Source organism: Micromonospora fulviviridis, from assembly GCF_014648395.1.
GTDB classification, from domain to species: Bacteria; Actinomycetota; Actinomycetes; order Mycobacteriales; family Micromonosporaceae; genus Micromonospora; species Micromonospora fulviviridis.
In genome coordinates this window covers 253025-274895 of record NZ_BMRA01000009.1, presented here as the reverse complement: position 1 = coordinate 274895, position 21871 = coordinate 253025, and the positions used below count along the sequence as shown (strand labels likewise).

Sequence of the window (21871 nt, the reverse complement as noted above, 5' to 3'; positions counted from 1 at the left end):
CGCGCCGTCGACAGGGAGCATGTGATGACGAGTCACAGGTCGTTCAAGTTCCGGGTGCGCACCCGGATGGCCCGGACCGGCGAGAGCTACACGACCGCCCGCAGGCAACTGCTGGCCGGGTCCGCAGCCGCCGTCGCGGCCGCGGAGCCCCCCTCCCCCGCCCGGACGCAGATGGACCGGGTCTCCGCCGCGTTGCTGCGCGAGCGCACCGGCCACGACTGGGACGAGTGGTTCGCCCGGCTCGACGCCTGGGGCGCGGTCGACCGGACCCACGCCGAGATGGCGCGCTGGCTGGTCACGGCGCACGAGGTGCCGGGCTGGTGGGCGCAGACCATCACCGTCGGGTACGAGCAGGCGCGCGGCCTGCGCGCCCCCGGCCAACGGCGCGGTAGCGGCTTCGAGGCCACCGGCAGCCGCACGGTGGCGGTGCCGGTGGCGGTGCTGTTCGCGGCGTTCGCCGACGAGGCGGTACGCCGGCGCTGGCTGCCCGACGTGGCCGTCTCGGTCCGTACGGCCACCGCACCGAGGAGCTTCCGCGCCGACTGGGCCGGCGGGCCGAGCCGGATCGCCGTCGGCTTCACCCCGGTCAACGAGACGAAGGCCCGGGTGGCCGTACAGCACGAGAAGCTCGCCGACGCCGCGGAGGCCGACCGGCTCAAGGCGTACTGGCGGGACCGCCTCGCCGCCCTGAAGCAGCTGCTGGAGCAGGGGGAGGTGACCCGATGAGCGCCGCGACGTTCGTCAACCTGCCGGCGGCCGATCTCGACCGGGCGGTCGAGTTCTTCACCGCTCTCGGCTTCACGGCCCGGCCCCGGCAACCCGACGGGGACAGCGCCCAACTCACCCTGGGCGAGACCACCCACCTGATCCTGCACACCCCGGCGGCCTTCGCCGCGTTCGCCGGCGCCGGGGTGTGCGACACCGCCATCAGCCGGGAGGTGATCGTCGGCCTCGCCGTCGATCGGCGGGAGCGGGTGGACGCGCTCGTCGACGTGGCGGTCCTCGCGGGTGGCACCTCGCTCGGCCCCGGTCAGGACCTCGGTTACCTGTACATGCGCGGGTTCCGGGACCTCGACGGCCACCAGTGGTCGTTCCTGCACCTGCCCGGCTGAGCCGGTGGTGGGGCCGGCGGCCACCCGGCCGCCGGCCCCACCGTCAACCGAACGCGACCGCCGCCAGCCAGCGGTCGAGCAGCGCCGCCTCGCCGAAGACCTCGACCACGGCGGTGTCGACCGGGCGCCGCCGGTAGACCATGAGCAGCAGTTCGGTCACCGGGCCGCGGACCGCCACGGCCGCTCTCTCGTGCGCCCGCCGCCAGGCCAGGGTGTCCCCGGTGAGGTCCACGAGCCACTCCGCGCCCAGCTCGGCCGGCACGTCGGTGGCGTGGAGGTGCAGGGTGCGGTCGGGGCCGAGCAGGTCGCGCCGGTGCGGATAGAAGTCCAGCATCTGCGGCAGGGAGCCCAGCTCCATCCACTCGTCCAGCGCGTCGACCGCCACCGCCGGGTCGACGGCGAAGTCCACGCCCAGGGCGAGGGCGGCGTCGGCCCGGTGCAGCAGCGTCTCGTGGGCGAACCGGCGCGCCCAGAACACCCCGGCGGCCGGCACCGACAGCGGCGTCCAGGTCGCCACGTCGGGGCCGGCCTCGCCGAGCGCATCGGCCAGCGCGGCGGCGCTCTCCACCAGCCAGGGGCCGACCACCCCCGGCTCCTCACGGGCGTACGGGGACAGGTCGCGGAAGTGGGTGTCCGACGGCGGCCGGTCGGCCCGGGTGCGGACCACCTCGGCCGCTACGTGCTGGCCGCCGCCGAGGTGCCGGGCCAGCTGGCCGACGTTCCACCCGGGGCAGGAGGCGACGGGCGTGGTCAGGTCGGCGCCGTCGAGATGGGTGCGGAGCAGATCGCTCTGGGCGACGATCTCGGCACGATGGCGGTCGAAGCTCAGCGCGGCCATCACCCCAACCTAGCGGCCGTCCGGCCGCCCCGGCGGGACCCACCGGGCGTTTCGTCCCACCCCGGCGCCGGCCGGGTCAGGGCGTGCGGGGCACCGGCTGGGCCAGCGCCCCGATCTCGCGCGGCAACTCCGCCAGGGCCTGCTCGAACTCGGCGTGCCCGACCACCCGGTGCAGCGTCTGCAGCACGGCCCGCGCGCCCCGCTCGGCGACGTCCGGCGCCGTGCCGGCACGGTCGGCCACCCGGCGCAGGAACTCGTCGTACCCGAACGCCTCCGGCTCCTCCGGGCGGGCCCGGGCCAGCAGCGGGCGCAGCTCGTGCGCCACGTGGTCGGCCAGGTCCGCCGCCTCGCCGCCGCTGATCCGCTCGGCGAGGGTGCGCAGGGTGGCCTCGGTCAGGGATCGCGCCGCCTCCGCCGGTACGCCCGCCCGTGCGGCCACCTTCGCCACGAACTCCAACTCCGCCATCGCTCGGTCCTTCCGTCCCGGAGACCGCGTGGCTACCCGCCGGCGACGCCCACAAACGGCCGGCTCCCCCACCCGTCCGGGGGCGCCGGCCGTCTCGTGCCGCGGCAGGGTCAGGACTCGCGGTTGAACAGGCGCTTCGACCAGAGGTACCCGACCAGCGCGATGACGGCGCACCACGCGAGCGCGATCCACGCGTTGTTGCCGATCGGCTCGTCCATCAGCAGGCCGCGCAGGGTCTCGATGATCGGCGTGAACGGCTGGTACTCGGCGAACCAGCGCAGGCCGGCGGGCATGGAGTCGGTGGGGACGAATCCGCTGCCGAGGAAGGGCAGCAGGACGAGGGGCATGGGCAGGTTGCTCGCGGTCTCGACGCTCCTGCTCACCTGGCCGAGCGCGACGGACAACCAGACGAGCGCGAAGGTCACCGCCACCAGGAAACCGGCCGTGGCCAGCCACGCGGCCGGCCCGGCGGTGGGCCGGAAGCCGACCAGCAGTGCCACGCCGATCACGACCACCAGGCTGAACACCGCCTGGATCACGCTGCCCAGGACGTGTCCGGTCAGCACCGAGACGCGGGCGATGTGCATGGTCCGGAACCGGGTGATGATGCCCTCGGTCATGTCCATGGCGATCGAGATCGCGGTCCCCTGGACCGTGGCCGCCACGGTCATGAGGATGATCGCGGGCGCCACGTAGTTGGCGTACGCGGCGCGCCCGGCGGCCGCGCCGATGTCCGCCGTCCCGTCGAGCCCGGCACCGAGCGTGCCGCCCAGCACGTAGACGAAGAGCAGCAGGAAGACGACGGGCATCCCGACGAGCATCACGGTCATGGACGGATACCGCAGCATCCGCTTGAGGTTGCGGCGCAGCATCGTCGCCGAGTCGCGCAGCGGATGGAAACGGAGGCTTGCCGGAGCCGGGCCGGTGAGGGCGGGGGCGCTCATCGGGTGGTCACCTTCTCTCGGGTGGGGTTGCCGGTGAGGGCGAGGAAGACGTCGTCGAGATCGGGGGTGCGCACAGACAGTTCCTCGACCTCGATGGCCCGGTCGTCGAGCCGGCCGATCAGGGTCTTCAGCGAGCGCAGGCTGCCGTCGCTGGGCACCCGCAGGGCGAGGGCGTCGTTGTCGCGCGAGGATTCGTCCAGCACGGCCACGGCCGCGTCGAGACACTGCGGGTCGGCGAACCGCAGGCGGACGTGTCCGCCGGGGATGCGGCGCTTCAGCTCCTCCGCGGTGCCCTCGGCGACCACCCGGCCGCGGTCGAGGACCGCGATCCGGTCCGCCAGCTCGTCGGCCTCGTCCAGGTACTGCGTGGTCAGGAAGATGGTGACGCCGCCGGCCACCAGGTCCCGGACGATCTGCCACATGGCCCGGCGGCTGCGCGGGTCGAGCCCGGTGGTCGGCTCGTCGAGGAAGATCACTTGCGGACTGCCGACCAGGGTCATCGCGAGGTCGAGCCGCCGCAGCATGCCGCCGGAATAGGTCGATGCCGGCTTCCTGGCCGCCTCGGTCAGGTCGAACTGTTCGAGCAGCCGGGCGGCGCGGCGCCGGCCCTCGCCCCGGGCCAGGTGGTGCAGATCCGCCATCAGCCGCAGGTTCTCCTCGCCGGTGAGCAGCTTGTCCACGGCGGAGAACTGACCGGTGACACCGATCGCGGCGCGCACCGCGTCCGGTTCGCGGGCGACATCGTGCCCGGCGACCTGGGCGTCACCGGCGTCGGCACCGAGCAGGGTGGAGAGGATCTTGACGGTGGTGGTCTTCCCGGCGCCGTTGGCGCCCAGCAGCGAGAAGACCGTTCCCCGTGCCACGTTCAGGTCGAGACCGTCGAGCACCACATGGTCGCCGAACGATTTCCGTAGCCCGGTCGCGGCGATCGCCGGCCGGGACTGCGTGCTGGTCATGTTGCCTTCTTCCGGGGCCGAGAGCGGGTCAGGAGCGGTGGATGGTGATGTCGCCGAAGGAGGTGCCGCCGCGGATCTCGACGGTTCGCGCGACGTCGTCGGGCCGGGTGGTGTTGTCCAGCAGGTTGCGTACCTTGCCGAATCCGGTGTTGACCTCGAGCCAGGCGGCGGCGCCCTCGGCGATGCCGATGTCCAGGTCGCCCATGGCGGTAGCGAGGACGACCGAGCCGCGGCTCACCTCGCCGAGGCGGATGCTGCCGTTGGAGGTCTTCGCGTCGACGCCGGCGCCGGCGTGTTCGATGTGGATGCCACCGTTGGCGGCGCGGACCCGCACGTCGCCGGTGACCGCGTCGATCGTGGTGTCCCCGTTGGAGTTCTTGATCACCGCGGTGCCGTCGACCTCGCCGATCTGGACCTTGCCGGAGCCGGTGGAGATCTCGGCGTTGCCGGCGACGTCGCCGGCGGTGATGTGACCGGCCGAGGTGTCCAGGCGCAGGGGGCCGGTTCGTTCGAGCCCGATGTTCCCGGCGGAGGTCTTGAGCCGGCACTGCCCGAGCCGGCCGGCGCAGCGGTAGTCGCCCAGCTGCATCTCGGCGGACAGGTGGGAGCCGGTGGGCAGTTCGATCGACACGTCGACCGAACGGGTCTTGCGGGAGAAGTCGAAGGCACGGATCTTCGGGCCGGTGACCCGCAGCGTGCCGTTGCTGAAGTCGACCCGGACCTGCTGGGCGGCCTTCACGTCGGACTCGTCGGCTTCGTCGCTCGGGCGGACCTCGACGACGGTGTCGGTCCGGTCGCTGGCGGCGATCCGCACGTTGCCGACGCCGAGTTCGAGCGTGACGGAAATCGGTTCGAGCGTTTCGAAACGGGGCATGGTTGTCCTCGCGTCAGGGGTAGGTGGGCCGTCCCCGCAGGTCGGGGGACGGGTGGGGAAAGTGGTGCGGCGCGGCTACCGGACCCAGCCGGTGAAGCTCTGCGGGGTGCGTTTCGCGCTGCCGGGTCGCTCGGGACGCTGGTCGCGGTCCGAGCGCTGCAGGCCGGCGGCGGCCGCCCGGACCAGCCAGGCGTTGACCGAGCGCCCCTCCCGGGCCGCGGCCTCCTCGACCGCGGCCTTGAGCTGCTCGGGCAGGCGTACGTTGATCCGGGCGGAGGGGCCCTCCTCGGCGATCAGCAGATCGCTGTCCGGCGCGCCGGCCGTCGCCGTGCTGTCCTCGGCGGTGCGGCCGGACGGCTCGGCGGGTGGCACGGTCACGACGAAGTTCGGCTCGCGTCCGCGCAGGCGCAGCTCCACCGAGCCCGGGGCCAGGTCCCGGGTGATCTCGTCGGCGGCGGCCGAGAGCGCGTCCAGCAGTGTCATCCGGATCGCCGACTCGAGCGACCCGGTCAGGCGCTCGACCAGGGCACGCGACTCCTCACCGCCGGCTTCGGCAAGCGTGGCGAACTCGCGTCCGAGGTTGCTCACATACGACGTCAGGTCCATGGTGCCATCGTGGCACACGTATGGCACCACAGGCAAGCCTAGTTGGCTCAGAAAGGTGCCATCCTGGCGTCATCTGGTGCCGTCCGGCTCAAGAGCGCAGGTCAGCGGCGGGTTCCGGGCCAGGTCGGGCGGTCGTCAGGCGATGGCGCGCGCCGCGCTGACGATCGCGTGGGCGCCGATGCCCGCCCGGTCCATCTGCTGCGCCGGGGTGCCGGAGCCGGGCAGCCCGCGTACCGCCAGGTGGCTCACCCGCACCGGCTCGGCCAGGTCGGCCAGCGACTCCAGCACGGCGGAGCCCAGCCCGCCCTGCGGGTAGTGGTCCTCGACCACCACCAACCGGCCGCCGGTGTCCCGTACGGCGTCGAGCAGCCGCTGCCGGTCGACCGGCTTGACCGAGTAGAGGTCGACGACCCGCGCGTCGATCCCCTCGCGGGCCAGCTCGTCGGCGGCCGCGAGGCAGTTGTGCACGGTCACCCCGGCGCCGATGAGCGCGACGTCGCTCCCGTCGCGGACCACCTTGCTGCCGCCGATCGGGAAGTCCTCCCCGTTGTCGTACAGGACCGGGTACTTGCCGCGGGTGGTGCGCAGGTAGCTGACGCCCTCGCGGTCGACCATGGCGGCGACCAGGGCCGCGCAGGACACGGCGTCGCTCGGGTAGAGCACGGTCGACCCGTGCACGGCGCGCAGGGCGGCGAGATCCTCCAGCCCCATCTGGGAGGGGCCGTCCGGGCCGATCTCCACGCCCGCGTGGGACCCGGCGAGGGCGATGTCGGCCCGGGAGATGCCGGCCATCCGGATGAAGTCGTAGGCGCGGGAGAGGAACGCGGCGAAGGTGGCCGCGAAGGGCCGGTAGCCGCGCACGCGCAGCCCCACCGCGGCGGCGACCAGTTGCTGCTCGGCGATGAACATCTCGAAGAACCGGTCCGGGTACGCCTCGCCGAACTTGTCGGCCCGGGTGGAGTCGCTGACCTCGCCGTCGAGGGCCACGACGTCCGGCCGGGCGCCCAGCGCGCGCAGCGCGTCCCCGTACGCGTTGCGGGTGGCGACCTTCGTCCCCTTCTCGTACCGGGGCAGCTCCAGGGGCTTCCCGGCCGCGGGGGCGGGGGCCGGCGGCGCGGCGGCGGGCCGCGGGCCGGCGACCCGGATCTGCCGCACGCCGCCGAGGGCCTGGACGGCCCGCTCGGCCTGGTCCGGTTCGAGCGCCTTGCCGTGCCAGTCCGGCCGGTTCTCGATCTCCGGCACGCCCTTGCCCTTGACCGTCCGGGCGAGCACCACCGTCGGGCCGGTCGCCTGCCGGGCCCGCCCGAGCACCTCGTCGATGGCGGCCAGGTCGTGGCCGTCGACGACGAGCGGGTGGCAGCCGAACGCCTCGACCCGCCGGCGGTAGGTGTCCAGGTCCCACTCCAGCTCGGTCGGTCCCCGCTGGCCGAACCGGTTCACGTCCACGATCGCGGTGAGGTTCCGCAGCCCGTAGTGGCCGGCCTTGTCGAGCGCCTCCCAGATGGAGCCCTCGGCCGTCTCGCTGTCGCCGCAGAGCACCCAGACGTGGTACGGCAGCTTGTCCAGGTACCGCCCGGCCAGGGCGATGCCGACGCCGACCGGCAGCCCCTGGCCGAGCGAGCCGGTGGCGGTGTCGACCCAGGGCAGCACGGGGGTGGGGTGGCCCTGGAGGCGGGAGTTCGACTGGCGGTAGGTCTCCAGCAGCTCCTGCTCGCTGATCGCGCCGGTCGCGCGGAAGACCGCGTACAGCAGCGGCGAGGCGTGCCCCTTGGAGAAGATCAGGTGGTCGTTGGCGCGGTTGCCCGGGTACGACCAGTCGTAGCGCAGGTGGCGGGAGACCAGCACCGCGAGCAGGTCGGCGGCGGACAGGCTCGACGTCGGGTGGCCGGAGCCGGCCCGGGTGCTGCACCGGATCGAGTCGACCCGGAGCTGGGCGGCCAGTTCCGCCAGCCCGGTCAGTTCCTCCTCGCGCAGGGTGCGCTCTGCTTCCATCGTCACGCCGCGTCGCCTCCGTCCCGACCAGCCCACCGCCGGCCGCCCCGGGCCCACCCCGGGGACGACCGGCGCCGGTCGCTTCCGCCCATACCGTAGTCAGGAAAGCCCCGTATTGTCGGGCAACGACCTATTCGGCAGACCCGGGCTGGCGGGTCGACCGATGGCCAGCCGGCCCGCCAGCAGCAGGTACGGCAGCACCGCCACCGCGAAGGCGACCGCGTTGCCGGCCGCGCCCGCCACGACGCCGTATCCCGCGTAGACCGCGACGATGGTCAGGTCGGTGGCCATCCCCGCCGCCGAGGTGACGGTCGCCCGGTCCGGCCCGCTGATCCGGGCCTGGAGCCGCACGTCGGCCAGCACGGTGGCGAGTTGGAACGCCGCGAACGCGACGCCGACCAGGACGAACCCGGCCGGGTGGCGGAGCAGGGCCCCCGCGGCGAGGGCCAGCGCCGCGCCGGCCAGCAGGGCGGCGAAGCCACGGTCGGTCAGCCGCTCCCCCGCCGGGGCCAGCAGGCCGCCCACCGTCGTGCCGGCCCAGACCAGCAGGAGCAGCAACGGCACGCCGGCCGCCGGAACCCCGGTGTCCCGGGCCAGCAGCGGCGTGTACTCGTCGAGGCCGCCCCACACGGCGGCGACCGCCGGCACCAGCAGCACGGCCGCCCGCACCGACCGGTCGGCGCGGGCCTCGGCCAGCCCGCCGCGCAGGCTCTTCCACCAGCCCGGCTCGGCCGGATCGGGCTGGCCCTCGCCCGCCGCGTCGGGCTGGGCCGCGCCGGTCCGGTCGTGGCCCGCCGGCTTTGCCGCGCGGTGCTCGGGGAACCGGGTGGCGACCGCCGCGGCGGCCAGGCACGCCGCCACGCTCGCCGCGCCGACCGCCGGATAGCCGCCGAGAGCCAGGACCGGGGCGGCCAGCCCCATGGCGGCGACCACCCCGAGCGACTCGGCGGTCTTCGCCCGGCCGGCCAGCCGGGCGTACCGGCCGGCGGCGCCGAGCCGGTCGAGTTCGGTCCAGACCAGCGCCTCCAGGGCGCCGGAGCGCAGCGCGCCGCCCGCACCCCAGAGCAGGAAGCCGACGGCGAACGCCGGGTAGGACGGGACGAGTACCCAGAGCGCGAAGCCGGCGGCGGCGAGCAGCGGGGCGAGGCAGAGCAGCAGCCGCCGGGAGACCGCGTCGGCCCAGGCGCCGGAGGGCACCTCCAGCAGGATGCCGGCGGCCGACCAGAGCACGAAGAGCGAGGAGATCTGCCCGACCGACAGCCCGGTGTCGGCGAAGAGCAGCGCGTAGACCGGATAGAGCAGGACCAGGTCGGTGAGGAACGCGTAGGCGTAGAGGGTGGCGGCGAGCCGGCGCTCGGCGGGCACGCGCGCGGAGACGATGAGCATGGGGCCTTCCCACGGGGACGTGACGGACACCGGACGTGCGGTGTCCGCGGTGGCCCGCGGGCTCGACCCTCAGCAGGGCATCAATGTCGCCAGTGCATGCGGCGATGGTAACCGGACAGCCGGCACCCACGCCGCCCCGAACAGACGGCCGGGGTGGGACCCGTAGGGCCCCACCCCGGCCGGTAGGCGTTCGGTCAGCGGCGGGACCGGTCGACGTCCGCCTGCGGGATGACCATGGTGGCCTCGCTGTCCGCGGACTGCTCGGCCGTGGGCTGCCGCGGCGTGGTCGGCTGGGTGCGGTCCGGGTCGCCGTACGCCGGCACCGGCTGGGTCGGCTCCGCCGCGCCGTACGGGGCGACCGGCAGGGTCCGGTCGGCCTCGGTCTCGCCGGCCACCGGCCGGGTCAGCTCGGCCTCGGCGTACGGGCTGGTCGGCTCGGCGAACCGCGCCTCGACGTCCCGCCGCCCGGCCTGGTACGCCCGGGCGTGGGTGGCGATGGTCCGCGACTCCTCCTCGGCGCGGGCCAGCCAGTTCTCCCAGCGGCTCTGCATGGGGCGGACCAGACCGCCGCCGACGCCGACGACGAGGATGCCGCCGACGGTGGCGAGCACGGCGATCAGCACCGGGGTGGTCACCGTGGTGGCGACGCCGATCTGGTTGAGCGCGGCGATGACGCCCAGGCCCAGGATGAACACCGAGGCGATGTTGGCCAGCACCCGGCCGTAGGACAGGCCGCCGAGAGCGCTGGAGATGATGTCCTTCACCGCCCGGGCGATGGCCGCGGCCACCACCACGATGACGATGGCCACGAACGCCCGGGGCAGCCAGGCGATGACACCGGCGATCAGGTCCGAGATCGGGTTCGGGCCCCAGATGCCGAAGGCGAGCTGGAGGGTCACCAGCAGCACCGCGTAGTAGGCCAGCTTGGCGACGATGTCGCTGGCGTCGTACTTCGAGCGGGCCAGCGCGGTCTTGATGCCGCCGCGCTCGACGGCCCGGTCGAAGTGGACCCGCTCCAGGACCTTGTCCACGATCTTCAGCACGGCCTTGGCCACCAGCCAGCCCACGATCAGGATGGCGACGAAGGCGACCGCCTTGGGCAGGAACAGCATCACCGAACGGAACGCGTCACCCACCGCGTCCCCGAAGTTGTCTCTCATCGAAGGGCCTCCACGCACATGGTCAGGGGTCGTTCACCTGGAGCTACCCTGACCAGCCGTCCGGGAAACGCGGTCAGCCCCCGGGGCAGCGGTAGCGGACCTGCGTGCCGGCCTGCACCGGCGACGGCTCGATGACGTTGACGGTGGCGGTCCCGTTGGTCGCGCCGACCCCGCTGAACGTCCACTTGAGGGTGAGGGTGACGGTCCGCTGGCCGCGGCCGACCCGCTCGGTGAGCAGGCTGCCCGGCGGCGCGTCCGAGCGGAACCACTGGTAGCGGATCACCCCGCCGCGCCCGTTGGTGCGCACCGTGGCCACCACATCCACGGTGACGTCGCAGGCCACGCCGGGGGGCCGGGGCACCGCCACGGTGACCCCCTCGACCTCCAGCGGGCGCAACCGCTGCCAGAGGTAGAGCCCGACCACCACCAGCAGCGCCGCGGTGAGCAGGGTGGACAGCACCGAGACGACGCGGCGCCAGACCGGGCGGGGCCGCCGCGCCGAGGGCGCCGCCGGCCAGGCCGGGGCGGGCGGCGGGGTGGCCGGCACGCCGGGCCCGAAGCGCAGTTCCCCGCCGGGCGCGGGCGCCGTGCCGCCGCTCACCGCCCGCGCGTCCGCCGTCGCCTGCCGGTACGCCCCGGCGGTCGGCCCGGCCGGCGCGCTGCGGTACTCGGTGGGCTCGGCGGCGCGCGGAGCGCCGACGGTCGGTACGTCGAACCGGGCGGTCGGTTCCGGCGTCGCGCGGAAGTGCACGGTCGGCTCGGCGGCGCCGGGCACACCCCCGGTCGGGCCGCCGAAGCGCGCGGTCGGCTCGGACGCGCCGAGGTGCGCCGTCCGGTCGTCGCCGGGCCACCCGGCCGCCGGGGAGGTCGCGCCGAAGTGCACGGTCGCGTCCGGGCTCGGGGGCGGGGCGGGCGGCGCCGGCGGGCCGAGGTGGACGGTGGCGTCGGTGTGGTGCGCCGGGTCGCCGGCGCGACCCAGGTCGACGGTCGCGCCGGGGTCGGTGGGCAGCGCCCGGGTGGGCAGCGCCTCGGTCGGCTCCTCGGGCCGGGTCACGCCGGCCGTCCCCGGGTCGCGGCGCAGGTCTGGGCAGCGGGCACGGTCGACTCCTAGCCGGGGGTGCAGTAGTTGTAGAGCGTCACGTACACCGGCGACGCCGAGGTGGTCGCGTTGCCGGCGGCGTCGACGGCGGTGACGTGGACGGGGATGCGGGTGCTCTGCTTCGGCGCCGACAACGGGCCGAGCGTGCCCCGGAACACGCCGCGCCCGGCGGCGGCCATCGACCCCGTGCCGGTGGCGCCCTCCAGGGTGTAGCGGAAGGTGACCTTGAGTGCGGCCGGGCCGCTGCGGTCGTCGGTGACCGTCGCGGTGACCGTTGCGGTCTTGTAGCCGTACGGGCAGCCGTTCGGTTCGAGCTGCCCGGGGTCGGCGGCGACACCACCAACGGTGGGGGCGGTGACGTCCGGCGGCGGGGGCGGCGAGGTGCTGGTCGACGGGGTCGGGGCGGGAGCGCTGGTGCGTACCGGCGAGCGGGTGGGCGTCGCGGAGCGGGAACCGGTCGGGGTGGCGCTCGGGATCGCGGACGCGGTGGCGGTCACGGACGGGGTGGCGGTCACGGTCGGCGCCGGCGTGCCGGTCGGCGTGGCGCCGGCCGGGCCCGTGCTGGTGGGGTCGGTGACGGCCGGGGCGGTGGGGCCGTCGGCGGTGGCCGGGTCGTCGTGCGCGGCGTAGCTGTAGCCGGCGCCGCCGGCCAGCAGGGCGGCCGCGAGGGCGCCGGCGGCCAGCACGGTCCGGGCGCGCCCCCGGCCGAACCGGCCGCTCCCCGCCGTCGTGCCGAGCGTGGTGCTGGCGAGGCTGGTGGCGCCGCCCGCGCCGTCGGGGAACGGCCAGAGCGCGGCGAGCAGGGCGGCCCGGCGGGCCAGCTCGCGCAGGCCCCGCTCCTCCCACTCCTCGCCGTATCCGGCGCCCGCCACCCGGTCCAGGATCTCCAGGAACACCTGGGCGGGCTGCGGCCGCTCGTCGGGGCGCTTGGCCATGCCGTGCCGGAGCAGCTCGTGCACCGGCGCGGGTGCCGGGTCGGTCGGGATCGGCGCGGAGACGTGCTGCTCGCGCAGGGTGAACAGGTCCGGCCCCTCGTACGGGGGCCGGCCGGTGAGGCACTCGAAGAAGGTGGCGGTGGCCGCGTAGATGTCGCAGGCCGGGCTGGCCGGCGCGCCGGTCCACTGCTCCGGGGCCATGTAGCGGGGCGTGCCGGAGACGGTGGTGTCGGAGCCCTGCCCGACCGGCATGGCGATGCCGAAGTCGGCGAGCTTGCTCAGCCCTTCGCCGGTGACCAGCACGTTCTCCGGCTTGTAGTCGCGGTGCACCACGCCGCGGGCGTGCGCGGCGGCGAGCCCGGCGAGCGACCCCTTCAGCACGCAGAGCGCCGCCTCGGGGGTGGTCGGGCCGTGCGCGCGCAGCATCTGGCGCAGCGAGACCCCGTTGACCAGCTCCATCACGATGGCCGCGCCGTGGGGCGACTCGACGTACTCGTAGAGGCGGCTGACGTGCCGGTCGTCGATCTCGCCGAGGAGCCGGGCCTCCTCCCGGAAGGCGGTCCGGAAGGAGGAGTCCGCGCCGATGTCGCGCACCAGGTACTTGATGGCGACCGGGGTGCCGGTGGCGTCGTGGGTGGCGAGCACGACGCTGCCCGACGCACCGGCGCCGAGCCGACGGACCGGCGTGTAGCCGGACAGCTGCCAGCCGCTCATGCGACGAACTCCACGGCGTTCCAGGGGCGGGTGTCGGCCTCCGCCTCGCTGGTCATTCTGGTCGCGCCGGAGCCGCCGTCCATCGGCGCAACGGGTGCTTCCGCGCGCCGGACGGCGACCCCGGACCCGGGGTGCCGGCCGGGTCCGGGGTCGGTCGCGGACGGGCCGGCCAGGTCGGCGGGCCGGTGGTCGGTTTCGGACACACCGCCACAGCTAGCAGACGCCGGCAAGCCCGCCGGTCAGATGGCGGTGGCCTGGACGACCTTCCACTCGCCGTGCACCGGCACCAGGGTGAGCACCACCCGGTTCTGGTCCACCTTCTCCCCCGCCGTGGTCACGTTGCGCCGGTACTGGTTGAGGTAGAGCAGCAGCTCCACCCGGTCCGGCTCGGCGCTCACCACGCCGGTGGCGGAGACCTCGGCGAGCACCACGGCCTGCTGTTTCGTGGCCGTCGCCTTGAGCGCGGTGGTGGTCTGCGCGTACTCGTCGGCGAACGCGCCCGTGGCGAAGGTGCGGCCGTTGGCGACGCTGTCGTCGAACGTGCGGTAGTCGTACGAGAAGAGGGCCTTGGCGGCGGCCGGGGCGGTGGCCAGGGCCTGCCGGACGGCCTGGTCGCGCTGGCCGGCGCGGCGGTCGGCGGTCCAGCCGGCCACCGCCACGGCGGCGGCCAGCAGCAGCGCGACGACGAGCAGCGGCACGGGCCGCAGCGGGGGTCGGCGCAGGACGGTCGGTACGCGCATCGGTCTCCTCCTGTCGGTCATCCGACGAACTGGAGCTTGGTCACGAGCCAGTCCCCCGAGTCCCGGTCCCGGACCAGGTCCAGCTGGATCCGGTAGTGCGACGGCCGCCCGTCGGGCGCCTTGACGTTGCGGACGGTGGCGTCGACCGCGACCAGCACCACCGCGCGCCGCCGGTCGCCGGAGACGATCCCGGCGCGCAGCACGGTGCCCTGCGACTGGACCTTGTTCTCCACCACGGCGGCGCGCACCTGGGCCTGACCGCGGGTGAACTCGTCCTTGAAGTCGCCGGTGGCGCCGGCGGTGATCCGGCTCAGGTCCCGGTCGACGCTGGCCGCGCTGACCGAGACGAAGTTGACCGCGGCCTGCCGGGCGGCGGCGACGGCCGCCCCGCGGGCCTGCTCGGTGGCGCGGTCGACGTACCAGCGGTGGCCCTGCACGCCGGCGCCGGCCAGGGCGGCGGCGAGCAGCATCACGAGCAGCGCCGTGAGCGCCCGGGCCCGGCCGCGCGGGACGTCGCCGACCGACTCGGCAGCAGCGTCCGGCTCGTCGGCGGCGTCCGCCTCGGCGGACTCCCGGTGGGGATCCGGCAGGTCCTCGACCTCGGCCGGGTCGCCGACGACGGTCAGGTCGCCGGCCTCGGTGGGGTCCTCGACGGGTTCCCGGTCGAGCCGTTCCAGCACCCGCTCGATCGGCTCGGCGGGTGCGGGCACCGCCCGGGTGACCAGGCGGCGGCGCGGTGGCGTCGGCCCGCCCGCCTTCGCGCCCTTGATGACCTTCAACGTGGTGTTCCTACGGCTGGGCACCGCCACCTCCTCGGGTACGCCGGTCACGGGGTCACCCCGGCGAGCAACAGCTGTTTCCAGGACTGGGCGCCGGCGGTGCGGTACTGGCCGCCGGTGCCGCCGAACTGCAGGGGGCGGCCGTCGGCGCCGAGCACCAGGCCGGTCGCCGGGTCGTACCCGGGGTCGCCGCCCCGGTCGGCGGTCGGGGGCGCGGGGTCGGCGCCGCCGGGTCGGGGGGCGTTCCCGGCGCCGCGCACGCTCGCCCCGGCGGACCGTTCGCCGGCGTCGCACCGGGTGCCGCCGCCGGAGTAGACGCAGGACGGCGGGTTGCCCGCGTTCACCACGAGACCGAGGTGCGCGGTGCCGTCGCCGGGGGTGACGGTGAACCCGCCGGCCACCGCGATCGGGTACACGACCAGGAGCTGCTCGATGCCGGGCAGCCGCCGGGCGGCGATCCCGTTGACGGTGACCAGGTTGCCGAGCAGCACCCCCACGTCGGGTTCCAGGCCGCGCAGCAGCGCCCGCAGCTCGACGCCGGCCGGCGGTCCGCCGGCCAGCAGCCGGCGCAGGTCCGGGTCCGCGGCGCGGAGCGTGGCGGCGAGCTGCGCCAGCCCGGCCGACCAGCGGCGCAGCGCCTCGGCGGACTCGGCCTGGGTGGTCAGCACGGTCCGCGCGTCGCGGATCAGCGCGAGGGTCTCGGGCAGCCGCTGGTCCGCCTCGGCGAGCAGGGCGTCCCCGGCGTCGAGGAGGCGGGCCAGGGCCTGCTCGTTGCCCTCGAACGCGGTGCCCAGCTCGGTGACGAGCACGGACAGGTCGTCCGGGTCCACCGAGCGGACCAGCGCGTCCAGGTTGGTCAGCAGCGTCTCCGGGGCCAGCGGGAGGCCGGTCCGGTCGGCCGGGATCACCGCCCCGTCGGCCAGGTACGGCCCGCCGTCGCGGTCGGGACGCAGGTCGAGGTACTGCTCGCCGACGGCGGACCGCTGGGCGACCACCGCGCGCAGCGCGTCGGGAACCCGGACCCCCCGGTCGATGCGCAGGTCGGCGCGGACCCCGTCGCCGCGCAGGTCGACCGCGGTGACCCGGCCGACGGGCACGCCGCGGTAGGTGACCGGGGCGTTGGCGAACAGCCCGCCGGCGCGGGCCAGGTCGACGTGGATCACGTAGCCGGTGTGGAACAGCCGGTCGCCGAGGCCCACGTAGCGGATGCCGACGTAGCCGACGCCGAGGATGCTCACCAGCACGAAGGCGAGCACCTGAAGCTTCACGGTGCGTCCGATCACGGGATCAGCCCTCCCCCGAGCACGTCGGTCAGGTCGCCGACCTGGCCGACGACGGCGCCGGTCACCGGGAGCACGCACTCGGCGGTGAGCACGGTGCCGTCGGGCAGTTCGGTTCCGGCGGGAAGCGCGGTGCCCGGCGGCACCAGGCCCTTGGGCAGCAGCAGCCCGCCCAGCGGCACGGCGGAGCCGGGTTTGAGCAGCTTGCAGCCTTCCGGCAGCCCGCACTCCTTCGGCGGGGTGAAGATGGCCGGGAAGTCCTTGAGGTCCGGCAGGCACCGGACCAGCGGCAGGTCGGGGAGGACGCCGCCGCCGGGCTTGGCGCCGGGCCGCGCCGGGCCGCCGCCGGTGGCGGGCGGCCGGGGCGCCGTCGGGGTCGCCGGCCGGGACGCCCGCGGCGCCGGGGCGGGCGCGGCGGCCACCAGGTTGGCCAGGATGCTGGCCGCGTCCAGGTCGGCCGTGACGGACAGGTTCACGAAGTCGCCGACGATCGCACCCGTGACGTTCGGCGGGAACGGGTACGACAGCATGAAGTCCAGCGACTTCGGCAGGTCGTCGCCGGCCCGGGCGAGCTGTTCCAGGATCGGTTGCAGGGACGTCACCGCGGCCACCGTGTCGGCCCGGCTGCGCTCCACCACCCGGGTGCCCACGGTGCCGAGCCGGCCGAGCGCGGTGAGCGCCTTGGTGAGCTGGGCGCGTTGCCGGGCCAGGACGGTCAGGCCCGGGGCGAGGGAGTCCAGCGCGTCGCCGACGACCTGCCGCTGCCGGGCCAGCCGGCCGGTGAGCCGGTCCAGGGCGTCGATGGCGCGGACGATGTCGGCCTTCTGCCGGTCGAGCCCGCCGAGGAAGGTGTCGAGCTGGGTGAGGGTGTCCCGCAGCGCCGGCTCGCGGCCGGCCAGGGCCCGGTTCAGCTCGGCGTTGATGGTGCGCAACTGGGCCAGGCCACCGCCGTTGAGCAGCAGGCCCAGCGCGGCCAGGACCTCCTCCACCTCGGCGCCGCGGGTGGTGCGGGACAGCGGGATGAGGTCGCCGTCGGCGAGGTCGCCGCGGGCCGGCTCGGCCGGGGGCGGGGCCACCGCCACGTACTTCTCGCCGAGCAGGCTGCTCTGGCGGACGGCGGCGGTGGCGTTCGCCGGCAGCCGCACCGCCCGGTCGATGCGCAGCCGGACCCGGGCGTGCCAGCCGTCCAGCGAGATCTTCTCGACGCTGCCCACGGTGACGTCGTCGACCTTCACGGCGGCCCGGGGCACCAGGTCCAGCACGTCGGTGAACTCCGCGGTGACCGTGTAGCCGGGCCCGGCCGGCCGGCCGCCGGGCAGCGGCAGGTCGGCGACCTCGGGCAGGCCGCAGCCGGCAGGCAGCAGGGCCACGGCCAGCGCGCCGGCCAGCAACCGGGGCAGCCGGGCGCGGGTGGCGGCGGGCGCGCCGGACAGCCGGGCGGTCACGCCGGGCCCCGCAGGATGCCGCCGAGCGTGGGGTCGCTCGGGATGGTGGAGCCGCCCGGCGCCTGGTCGGCGGTCGGCGCACCGGGGGAGCTGACGGAGCCCGGTGAGGACCCGCCTCCCGCCGGGGCGCCGGGCGGCAGCTTGAGCAGCTTGCGCAGCTGGTCGGTGAGGGGCAGCCCGCGCTGCCGCAGGGTCTGCGCGAGCTTGGTGCAGATCGCCGGCACCTCCGCGGCGGGAAGCTGGGCGACCATGAGCGAGCAGGCGAAGGTGGCCGGGTCGTACGGGCCGAGCGGGTTGTCGCGGGTGTCCAGGGTGCCCGAGCGGGGGTTGTAGGCGAGGTTGAGGTTGCCGATGGCCAGCGGGGCCACGTCGAGGATCTGGATGACCGCCTGCTGCTGCTTGACCAGGACCTTGGTGATGTCGGCCAGCGCGGTGACGTTCGAGGTGAGCGCGGTCCGGTTCTGCCGGACGAAGGTGGTCACGTCGCCGAGCGCGGCGGCCAGGTTGCGCAGCGCCCGGGCCAGCTCCTCCTTCTCGCCGGCGAGCTGCTCGGCGACGTCGGCGAGCTGCTGCTGGAAGCGGCGTACCTGCTGGTCGCTGCGGGCCAGGGTCGTGGTGAAGCGTTGCAGGTTGACCACCGTGCCGAAGAGGTCGCCGCGCCCGTTCGACAGGGTGGTCAGCGCGCGGGAGACCCCGTCGAGCGTCTCGTGCAGGTCGGCGCCGTTGCCGTCCAGGTTGGCCCGGCCGGTGGCGACCAGGTCGGACAGGGCGCCGTCGGCGTTGGCGCCGCGCGGGCCGAGCGTCCGGTTGAACTCGTCGAGCGCGGCGTAGATGTCGTCGATCTCCATGGGCGCGGCGGTCCGGTCGACCGGGATCCGCGCGCCGTCGTCGAGCGCGGCGCCGCCCGTGTACGCCGGGGTGAGCTGCACGTACCGGTCGCTGACCACGCTGGGCGGGACGATCAGCGCCTGCGCGCCCGCCGGCAGCCGCAGCTCCGGGTCGTAGCGCATCTCGACCCGGACCACCCGCCCCTGCGGGACCACCTTCTCGACCTCGCCGACGCGGACGCCGAGGATCCGCACGTCGGAGCCGGCGTAGACGCCGACCGCGCGGGTGAAGTACGCGACGACGCGCCGCTGCGGCGGTTCGTGCCGCCACACCGCCGCCCCGGCGGCGACGGCGATGACGAGCACGGTGGCCGCGGCGAGCGGGCGCCGCCAGCGCTGGATCCGACCGGGCATCAGCGACCTCCGGTGGCGGCGGGCAGGTAGGGCTGGAGCAGACCGTCCACGTACGAGTCGAACCAGCGCCCGTTGCCGACCACGTTGGCGAACGCGGTGACGAACGGGCCCATCCGGCGGATGGTCTGCTCCAGGTCGTCGCGGTTGCGTTGCAGGACGGCCACCACGTCGCGCAGCTTGCGCAGCGCCGGTTGCAGCTGGGTGCGGTTGTCGGCGACCAGCCCGGAGAGCTGGGTGGCGAGCTGGTCGGTGCCGACCAGGAGCTGGTGGATGGCGTCCCGCCGCCGGCTGACCTCGGTGAGCAGCTTCTCCCCGTCGGTGACCAGCTTGCGGAACTCCTCGTCCCGCTCGGCGAGCACGCCGGTGACGCCCCGGGCCCGGGACAGCAGGGTGCGCAGCTCCGCGTCGCGGGAGGAGACCGTGCGGGACAGCCGGGACAGTCCGGTCAGCGAGGTGCTCACGCTGGACGGGGTGTCGGCGAAGGTCTCCGACAGGGTCGTGAACGCCCGGGCGAGCTGGTCGGTGTCGACCTTGTCGAGGGTGTCGGCGAGGCCGGTGACGGCCTGCACCACGTCGAACGGTGCGGCGGTGCGGTCCAGCGGGATCTGCCCGCGCTCGGGCAGCTTCCCCGCGCCGGCCGGGGCCAGGGCCAGGTACTTCTGCCCGAGCACCGTCTTGATCCGGATGGTCGCGCCGGTGTCCCGGCCGAGGCGTACGCCGTCGTCGTCGACCCGGAACCGGACCCGTACGTACGGCTGCGGCCCCCGGGCCAGTTCCACGGCGGTGACCACCCCGACGCGCACCCCGGCCACCCGGACCTCGTTGCCGGTGGCCAGGCCGCTGGCGTCGTGGAACGCGGCGGCGTACGCCCGGCCGGTGAGCGCGGCGATCCGGTCGAGCTGGAAGGCGCCGAGCAGGGCGGCGACCAGCACGGTCAGCCCGACCGCGCCGACGATCACCGGGTTGCGTTCGCGGAACGGTCTCACCGGGCACCTCCGGTGGCGCAGCGGGCGGCGGTGGCGTCGACGCCGGGCACGGTGAGCGGCGCCCGCCCGTCGACGGCGAGCCGGCCGTCGAAGTCGCAGAGGTAGAAGTTGAACCAGGAGCCGTACGAGGCGACCCGGGTCAGCGACTCGTAGCGCTGCGGCAGCCGGCCCAGGGTGGCGTCGATGACGGCGGAGTTGCGGTTCAGCGTGCCCGCCAGCTCGTCGAGGGCGCGGACGTCGGCGGCGAGCGGCGGCCGGGTCTGGCGCAGCAGCCCGGCGGTGGTGTCGGTCAGCTCGCCGAGGCTGACCAGCGCCTCACCGATGGCGGTGCGGTCGGCGGAGAGCCCGGAGACGAACTGCTGGAGCTGGCTGATGCTCTGGTCGAGTTCCTGGTCGTGTGCGGCCAGGGTGCCCAGCACCTCGTTGAGGTTGGTGACCACCCGCCCGATCACCGCGTCCCGGTCGGCCAGGGTGCTGGTCAGCGAGGCGGTGCGGCGCAACAGGCTGGCGACTGTGCCGCCCTCGCCCTGGAGCACCTGGACGATCTCGTACGCCAGCTTGTTGACCTCGGCGGGGTCGAGGGCGGTGAACAGCGGCCGGAAGCCGTTGAACAGCACGGTCAGGTCCAGCGCCGGCTTGGTCTGGCTGAGCGGGATGAGGCCGTCGGCGCGCAGCGGGCGGGGGTCGCCGGGGCCCTCGGTCAGCGCCAGGTAGCGCTGCCCGACCAGGTTGCGGTAGCGGACGGCGGCGCGCACGCCGACGGCCAGCGGCACGTCCCGGTCGACGGTGAAGGCAACCTCGGCGGTGGTGTCGTCGACCACCCGGATGTCGGCCACCTTGCCCACCCGCACGCCGGCGATCCGCACGTCGTCGCCGGCGAGCAGCCCGGTCACGTCGGTGAACCGGGCCCGGTAGGTGGTGCCCTCGGGCGGGAACGCGCCGAGGGTCTGCGCGAGCAGCCCGGTGGCCAGCAGCGTGACCGCGGCGAACAGCACCAGCTTCACCAGCGCGGGGGTCGTCTTCCCGGTCATCGGGCGGTCACCACCGCTCCGCGCAGCAGCGGGCCCCAGAGCAGCACCGCGAAGTCGGGCACCTCGGCGGGCGGCGTCCCGGTGAGCCCGCCGACCAGCGGTTTCACCAGCGCCCGCTCCTCGGCGGTGCCGGCCCGGCCCATCGCCGGGGACGCCGGCGCCGTCGGCGCGCCACCGGCCGGGACACCGACCGGCAGGGGCGCCGGGGTACGGGCGCCGCGATAGTCGTAGCCGTCGGCGACCGGCACCTCCGGGGCGGGCACCCGCGGGTGCGGCATGCCCCGGCAGTCCGGGCCGTCGTGGGCGGCGTAGACCGGCTCGTCACGGCCCCGCTCGTACGGGCCGCCGTCGCGGGTCACCTCCAAGGTGATGTGCATCCGGCCACCGGCGAAGACCTCCTCGACCCGGGGTTGCAGGGCGACCAGCCCGTGCACCAGGCACGGGTACTCGGGCGCGTAGGCGGCCAGCAGTTCCAGCACCGGGCGGCTGACCTGGCCCAGCCGGATGAGCTGGTCGCCGTGCCGGTCCAGGAAGCCGCGCGCCGTGTCGGCCGTGTCGGTGGTGTCGGCGAGGAACGCGGCGAGCTGGTCGCGCTGGTCGCCGATGGTGCCGGCGGTGACGGTCACGTCGCGCAGCAGGGCCAGCAGGTCGGGCAGCGCCGCGTCGTAGCTGTCCAGCACGGCGGCGAGCTGGCGGAGGTCCTCGGTGATCGTCGGCAGCTGCGGGTTGAGCTGCCGCAGGTACGCGCCGAGCCGGGCGAGGTTCGCGCCGAGCCGCTCGCCGCGCCCCTCCAGGGCGGTGGCGATGGCGCCGAGGGTGGTGGCGAGCTGATCGGGGCGGATGGACTGGAGCAGCGGCAGCGCCTCGTCGAGCACCCGTTCCAGCTCGACGGCCGTGCGGCTGCGGTCCTGGGTGATCACGGCGCCGGCGCGGATCGGCCCGGCGGAGCTGCCCGGGGGCGGGACGAGTTCGACGTACCGCTCGCCGAAGAGGGTCTTGGGCAGCAGCCGGGCGGTCACGTCGGCGGGGATCCGGGCGGTGGCGGCGGGGTCGAGGGCCAGCCCGACGATCGCGCCGTGGCCGTCACTGCGCACCGACCGGACGTCGCCGACCACCACCCCGCGTACCTTCACGTCGGCGCCCTCGATCAGGTGCAGGCCGGCACGGTCGGCGCGGAGGGTGACCCGGTCGACCGGGGTGAACGCCCCGCGGTACTGGAGCACGGCGGCGGTCAGCGCCGCGGTGAGCAGGGCGACGAAGACGAGGCCGAGAAGACGGTGTCGCATG

22 protein-coding genes are annotated in these 21871 nt (G+C 75.1%); 2 read left to right on the top strand and 20 right to left on the bottom strand.

The features are described from left to right. The first annotated feature begins 24 nt into the window (after window positions 1–24). Window positions 25–726 carry a DUF4287 domain-containing protein gene (locus tag IEY96_RS23805; RefSeq protein WP_229791837.1) on the top strand — a complete coding sequence of 234 codons (702 nt, stop codon included), beginning with the start codon at window positions 25–27 and terminating at the stop codon, window positions 724–726. Beyond that, complete coding sequence (locus tag IEY96_RS23800; RefSeq protein ID WP_189197023.1) at window positions 723–1112, top strand: VOC family protein; 390 nt, start codon at window positions 723–725, stop codon at window positions 1110–1112. The genes IEY96_RS23805 and IEY96_RS23800 overlap by 4 nt, the downstream gene beginning before the upstream one ends. 43 nt (window positions 1113–1155) lie before the next feature. On the opposite strand, the gene IEY96_RS23795 is transcribed toward IEY96_RS23800, so the two are convergent. The 20 genes from IEY96_RS23795 to IEY96_RS23700 all read right to left on the bottom strand — a co-directional run bounded on the left by IEY96_RS23795 (window position 1156) and on the right by IEY96_RS23700 (window position 21870). Then, window positions 1156–1950 (bottom strand): maleylpyruvate isomerase family mycothiol-dependent enzyme, encoded by a 795-nt coding sequence (locus IEY96_RS23795; RefSeq protein ID WP_189197022.1) that lies wholly within the window; start codon window positions 1948–1950, stop codon window positions 1156–1158. 76 nt (window positions 1951–2026) lie between these two features. Further along, window positions 2027–2416, bottom strand: coding sequence for a DUF2267 domain-containing protein (locus IEY96_RS23790; protein ID WP_189197021.1), 390 nt, complete (start codon window positions 2414–2416; stop codon window positions 2027–2029). A gap of 110 nt (window positions 2417–2526) precedes the next feature. Then, complete coding sequence (locus IEY96_RS23785; protein ID WP_189197020.1) at window positions 2527–3360, bottom strand: ABC transporter permease; 834 nt, start codon at window positions 3358–3360, stop codon at window positions 2527–2529. After that, window positions 3357–4316 (bottom strand): ATP-binding cassette domain-containing protein, encoded by a 960-nt coding sequence (locus IEY96_RS23780; RefSeq protein ID WP_189197019.1) that lies wholly within the window; start codon window positions 4314–4316, stop codon window positions 3357–3359. Before IEY96_RS23780 ends, IEY96_RS23785 begins: the two co-directional genes overlap by 4 nt. A 28-nt stretch (window positions 4317–4344) precedes the next feature. Beyond that, on the bottom strand, window positions 4345–5190 hold the full coding sequence (locus IEY96_RS23775; RefSeq protein WP_189197018.1) for a DUF4097 family beta strand repeat-containing protein: 846 nt from the start codon (window positions 5188–5190) through the stop codon (window positions 4345–4347). Window positions 5191–5265: 75 nt separating this feature from the next. After that, on the bottom strand, window positions 5266–5796 hold the full coding sequence (locus IEY96_RS23770; protein ID WP_189197017.1) for a YlcI/YnfO family protein: 531 nt from the start codon (window positions 5794–5796) through the stop codon (window positions 5266–5268). Window positions 5797–5931: 135 nt separating this feature from the next. Continuing rightward, complete coding sequence (locus IEY96_RS23765) at window positions 5932–7788, bottom strand: transketolase (protein WP_189197091.1); 1857 nt, start codon at window positions 7786–7788, stop codon at window positions 5932–5934. Window positions 7789–7887: 99 nt separating this feature from the next. Next, window positions 7888–9174, bottom strand: coding sequence for an MFS transporter (locus IEY96_RS23760; protein ID WP_189197016.1), 1287 nt, complete (start codon window positions 9172–9174; stop codon window positions 7888–7890). Window positions 9175–9368: 194 nt separating this feature from the next. Next, window positions 9369–10334: a mechanosensitive ion channel family protein gene (locus tag IEY96_RS23755; RefSeq protein ID WP_189197015.1), complete on the bottom strand. Its 966-nt coding sequence runs from the start codon at window positions 10332–10334 to the stop codon at window positions 9369–9371. 73 nt (window positions 10335–10407) lie between these two features. Next, window positions 10408–11388 carry a hypothetical protein gene (locus tag IEY96_RS23750; RefSeq protein WP_189197014.1) on the bottom strand — a complete coding sequence of 327 codons (981 nt, stop codon included), beginning with the start codon at window positions 11386–11388 and terminating at the stop codon, window positions 10408–10410. 53 nt (window positions 11389–11441) lie between these two features. After that, window positions 11442–13082 (bottom strand): serine/threonine-protein kinase, encoded by a 1641-nt coding sequence (locus IEY96_RS23745; protein WP_189197013.1) that lies wholly within the window; start codon window positions 13080–13082, stop codon window positions 11442–11444. Beyond that, window positions 13079–13285, bottom strand: coding sequence for a hypothetical protein (locus tag IEY96_RS23740; protein WP_189197012.1), 207 nt, complete (start codon window positions 13283–13285; stop codon window positions 13079–13081). Before IEY96_RS23740 ends, IEY96_RS23745 begins: the two co-directional genes overlap by 4 nt. A 36-nt stretch (window positions 13286–13321) precedes the next feature. Next, window positions 13322–13822 (bottom strand): hypothetical protein, encoded by a 501-nt coding sequence (locus tag IEY96_RS23735; protein WP_189197011.1) that lies wholly within the window; start codon window positions 13820–13822, stop codon window positions 13322–13324. A gap of 17 nt (window positions 13823–13839) precedes the next feature. Further along, complete coding sequence (locus tag IEY96_RS23730; protein WP_189197010.1) at window positions 13840–14652, bottom strand: Rv1363c family protein; 813 nt, start codon at window positions 14650–14652, stop codon at window positions 13840–13842. Continuing rightward, window positions 14649–15884, bottom strand: coding sequence for an MCE family protein (locus IEY96_RS23725; protein ID WP_189197009.1), 1236 nt, complete (start codon window positions 15882–15884; stop codon window positions 14649–14651). The genes IEY96_RS23730 and IEY96_RS23725 overlap by 4 nt, the downstream gene beginning before the upstream one ends. Further along, window positions 15881–17326 (bottom strand): MCE family protein, encoded by a 1446-nt coding sequence (locus IEY96_RS23720; protein ID WP_229791836.1) that lies wholly within the window; start codon window positions 17324–17326, stop codon window positions 15881–15883. The genes IEY96_RS23725 and IEY96_RS23720 overlap by 4 nt, the downstream gene beginning before the upstream one ends. Then, window positions 17323–18567, bottom strand: coding sequence for an MCE family protein (locus tag IEY96_RS23715; protein WP_189197008.1), 1245 nt, complete (start codon window positions 18565–18567; stop codon window positions 17323–17325). The genes IEY96_RS23720 and IEY96_RS23715 overlap by 4 nt, the downstream gene beginning before the upstream one ends. Next, a complete protein-coding gene (locus tag IEY96_RS23710; protein WP_189197007.1) occupies window positions 18567–19553 on the bottom strand; it encodes an MCE family protein in 987 nt (328 codons plus the stop codon). The genes IEY96_RS23715 and IEY96_RS23710 overlap by 1 nt, the downstream gene beginning before the upstream one ends. Further along, window positions 19550–20584 (bottom strand): MCE family protein, encoded by a 1035-nt coding sequence (locus tag IEY96_RS23705; protein ID WP_189197006.1) that lies wholly within the window; start codon window positions 20582–20584, stop codon window positions 19550–19552. Before IEY96_RS23705 ends, IEY96_RS23710 begins: the two co-directional genes overlap by 4 nt. Further along, the gene (locus IEY96_RS23700) at window positions 20581–21870 is read right to left on the bottom strand and encodes an MCE family protein (protein ID WP_189197005.1); all 1290 of its coding nucleotides are present in this window, start codon (window positions 21868–21870) and stop codon (window positions 20581–20583) included. The genes IEY96_RS23705 and IEY96_RS23700 overlap by 4 nt, the downstream gene beginning before the upstream one ends. Window position 21871 lies beyond the last annotated feature (1 nt).